Annotated in this window: 3 protein-coding genes; all 3 read right to left on the minus strand. The window is 52.1% G+C overall.

Features of this window, described 5'->3' with window-relative positions; genetic code table 11:
- The coding region (locus ABYP73_RS11915) for a peptide MFS transporter (RefSeq protein WP_372974473.1) at positions 1–1103 on the minus strand (1103 nt) is incomplete at its 3' end.
- 24 nt (positions 1104–1127) lie between these two features.
- Positions 1128–2513, minus strand: coding sequence for a peptide MFS transporter (locus tag ABYP73_RS11920; protein WP_372944561.1), 1386 nt, complete (start codon positions 2511–2513; stop codon positions 1128–1130).
- Between the two features lie 18 nt (positions 2514–2531).
- Positions 2532–3947, minus strand: a 1416-nt coding sequence (locus tag ABYP73_RS11925; protein ID WP_372974474.1) for a prolyl oligopeptidase family serine peptidase, incomplete at its 5' end; no start/stop codon positions are given.

Here is a 3947-nt window from a genome sequence, read left to right on the forward strand (position 1 = left end):
GTGATGATCATCATGGGGACGGTGGTCAGCAGGGCATCCACCACCTTGAAGACCATGGATGCAGACCCGGTAAGCATCCTGTCCGTATAGTCCCGGGCAAAGATGGTCATCGTCCCCAGGTTTTGTTCAAAAGTGGCGAAAAAGATCACCGTGAAAAGGCCAAAGATGGAAACCGCAAAGATGCGATTCCTCACCACGGGAGTATACCGCAGAGTCCTGGAGATGATCAGGATAAGGAAAAGGACAAGGGAGATCATGACCACTTCGATGGACCCGTCATATCCGAACAGGCTAAAATCCAGCAAGTTTATATTCTCGATCTTGGAAAGGGGATCGTTGAAGAGGTAAAGGAGGCCGCCCAGAGAAGAGAGGCCGATAAGGAGATAGTCAAATTTGGTAAAAGGATTCAATTTCTCTTCCACTTCCTGCTCCTCCACGTTGTCTGTGAATTCGGAAGCTTTCAGGGGTTTGTCCCCTATTCTCCCAAACAGGCTCCCGGCCAGCCAGAACTGCAGCATACCGAAGAACATAAAGATCCCGGCCAGGCCAAAGCCCCAGGCCCATCCGTAGTTCTCTGCCAGGTACCCACACAGCATCATCCCGAAGAAAGCACCTGCATTCACGCCCATATAAAAAATAGTGTAGGCCCCGTCCTTTTTGGATTCCTTCCCCCTGTACATCTCTGAGATTACTGCCGTCATATTAGGCTTAAAAAATCCCGTTCCAATGACCAGCAGGGCCAGTCCCGAATACAGGCTCCACACCGTTTCCAGGGCCATACAGGCGTGCCCCAAAGTCATAATGGCACACCCTATGATGATGGCTTTCTTATAGCCGATAAACTTGTCAGCGATGTATCCCCCCAGGATAGGCGTGAGATACAGGAGGGAGGCATAGGTCCCGATCAGGGCCAGGGCGTGTTCCCTTGGCCATTCCCACCCCGGATTGCTGTCGAGGATAGGTGCCGTCAGGAAAAGCACCAGCAACACCCGCATGCCGTAGAAGGAAAATCGTTCCCACATCTCAGTAAAGAAGAGTACAAAGAGGCCGGCGGGATGGCCCAGTACCTTGTCCTTGAATAGATTCTCTATATCTGTATTCATTCCTCCTGTTTTTAGGTGTTATACTTAGGCTTCGTCCGGACCGACAACGTGTTCATCATCCTCGGCACCATGGGTGAGTGCCTCCAGTTTTTTCCTGAACAACATGACCAGGAATCCGAAGACAATACAGAACAACGCTATCCCGGTAAAGACAGCAAACTCTCCAAACTCTGAGGCCGATTCCCCGAGTAAGCCGGCCAGTTTGTTGCCGAAACCGGTCATGGCGAAATAGATCCCCATCATAAAGGAAGCGTATTTGAGGGGGGCCAGTTTGGTGATATAGGAAAGGGCCACCGGCGAGATACACAGTTCACCCACGGTGTGGAAAAGATAGGCCAGCACCAGCCAGTACATGGCGGAGGCGCCTTCATTGTTGTATTCCACTGCGGCGGCAGACATAAAGAAAAATCCGGTTCCCATGATGATCAGACCCAGGATCATCTTAAAGAGTCCGGTAGAAAGTTTTCCCTTGAGTTTCCTGCGCGCCCAGTATCCCGCCACTGAGGTTCCCAGGAAGATGATGAACATGGCGTTGAGCGACTGGAACCACGAGGCCGGAATCTCGTTGCCTATGAAGGGCAGGGAGAATGACAGCATACGGTCCGTCTTTTCGGAGGCGTAGATATTCATCAGTCCGCCGGCCTGTTCAAAAGCCCCCCAGAAAATGATGACCAGGGCAAAGGAAATAAAGAGTACGATCACCCTGTCCTTCTCCACCTTGGTCAGCGGCCTCTTCATGGCCTCTTTTTCCACTTTGTCCTCTGAGGCCCCCAGGAAGTTCCCCACGTGTTTCAGGTATTTCTGTCCCAGCAGGTACTGCAGCAGGCCAAGGGCCATCCCGATCCCGGCCAGCCCGAACCCGTAATGCCACCCGTAGACCTCCCCTACCGTTCCCACGATCAGGCTGGAGAGGAAGGCCCCTATATTGATCCCGATATAGAAAATGGTGAATCCTTTATCCCTTCGGATGTCGCCTTGCTTGTATAGCCCGCCCACCATGGTCGAGATATTGGGTTTGAGCATCCCAACACCTGCGATGATGAACCCAAGGCCGGAATAGAACGCCCACATCTGTTCTATGGCGAGAACGCTGTGTCCTATCACCAGGAGGATCCCCCCGTAGAGTACGGACTTCTTCTGCCCCAGGAACTTGTCCGCGATCCAGCCACCGGGAATGGAGGCCACGTATACCAGCATGGTATACCAGCCGTAGAGGGCCAGGGCTTCCCCGTTGGTCCAGCCGAGGCCCGGGTTATCTTCCGTGGTTCTGGCCACCAGGTAGAGGACCAGGATGGCCCGCATACCGTAATAGGAGAACCGTTCCCACATTTCGGTGAAGAACAGGATATACAGGCCTACTGGATGGCCGAAAAGCTGTTTTTGGGTAGGTAGTTTTGTCGTCGTTGCCATGATGATTGCTCGGTTTGTTTATAGTTTGTCTTTTATAAAATTGGTCATTTTGGTATAGAGTTGTAGCCGGGTGTTGCCGCCGTAGATCCCGTGATTTTTATCGGGATAAATGGCCCAGTCAAATTGCTTGTTCGCCTGCACCAGTTCTTCGATCATGCGCATGGTATTCTGCACATGCACGTTATCATCCCCGGAGCCGTGGATCAGCAGGTAATCTCCTTTGAGCATGGCGGGGTAAGTAAGCGGACTGTTATCGTCATACCCGTTGGGATTATCCTGGGGGGTACCCATATAGCGCTCGGTGTAAATGGTGTCGTAAAACCTCCAGCTGGTCACAGGAGCCACGGCAATGGCCAGTTCAAAGGTCTCATTTCCCTGGAGGATACAGTTGGAGGACATAAAGCCCCCGTAGCTCCAGCCCCAGATCCCGGTGCGATCCGCATCGATCCAGGGATATTCGCTCAGTGTTGAAGCCACGGCGATCTGGTCCTCCACCTCGTACTTGCCTAATTCCCGGTAGGTCATCTTCTTAAAATCCCTGCCTTTGTAACCGGTACCCCTGCCATCAACACAAGCCACAACGATCCCCTGCTGCGCCAGCATCTGGTGCCAGTAATCGTTACTGCCCCACCAGCGGTTGGCCACCTGCTGGGACCCGGGTCCGCTGTACTGGAATAGGAAGAGCGGATAGGATTTTTTGGGATCAAAATCAGCCGGCTTGATCATCCACATATTGAGGTCGTACCCGTTGATCTGAATGGTAGAGAATTCCTTCGGACTGGTCTTGTACCCTTTCAATTTTTCCGAGAGGGCCGAATTGTCCAGAATATCTCTGACCTTCTCCCCGTCTGAGGCCCTGTGCAGGGTATAGACATATGGGGTTTCCGCACTGGAATAGGTGTTGATGAAATAGGTGAAGTTAGTACTGAAATCGGCGTTATGCGTTCCCGTAAGTGTGGTGAGGCGTTTTTTATTTCTTCCGTTGATCCCTACCCTGTAGACGTCCCGGTTGATGGACCCGTTCTCAGTGCTCTGGTAGAAAATCGCCCTTTTGCCCGGGTCATAGCCGTAGTAGCTGGTCACTTCCCAGGGCCCGGAGGTGAGTTGCCTTTTCAGGCTCCCATCCCGGTTGTAGAGGTACATATGGTTAAAGCCGTCCTTTTCGCTCGTCCAGATAAAACTGTCGTCTTCCAAAAAAGTGAGGTCGTCCGTGATATCCACATAAGCGTCATCCTCTTCCTCCAGCAAGAGGGAAACGGAAGCGTCATCACCTTTAACAGTGTACATTTTCAAGTGGTTTTGGGCCCGGTTCAGGGTTCGCACGCTCAGTTCATTCGGGTTGTTTTTCCATAAGATGCGGGGGATATAATAGGCATCAGGGAGTTCGATATCCCTGAGAGAGCCATCGGGAATATTGTACAGATGCAGTGACAC

The organism is Muriicola sp. (assembly GCF_041567615.1).
GTDB lineage: Bacteria > Bacteroidota > Bacteroidia > Flavobacteriales > Flavobacteriaceae > Muriicola.

Bases quoted from the DNA above. Each gene is read 5' to 3' on its own strand.
- ABYP73_RS11920 (WP_372944561.1), bottom strand. From the start codon at position 2,513: ATGGCAACGACGACAAAACTACCTACCCAAAAACAGCTTTTCGGCCAT.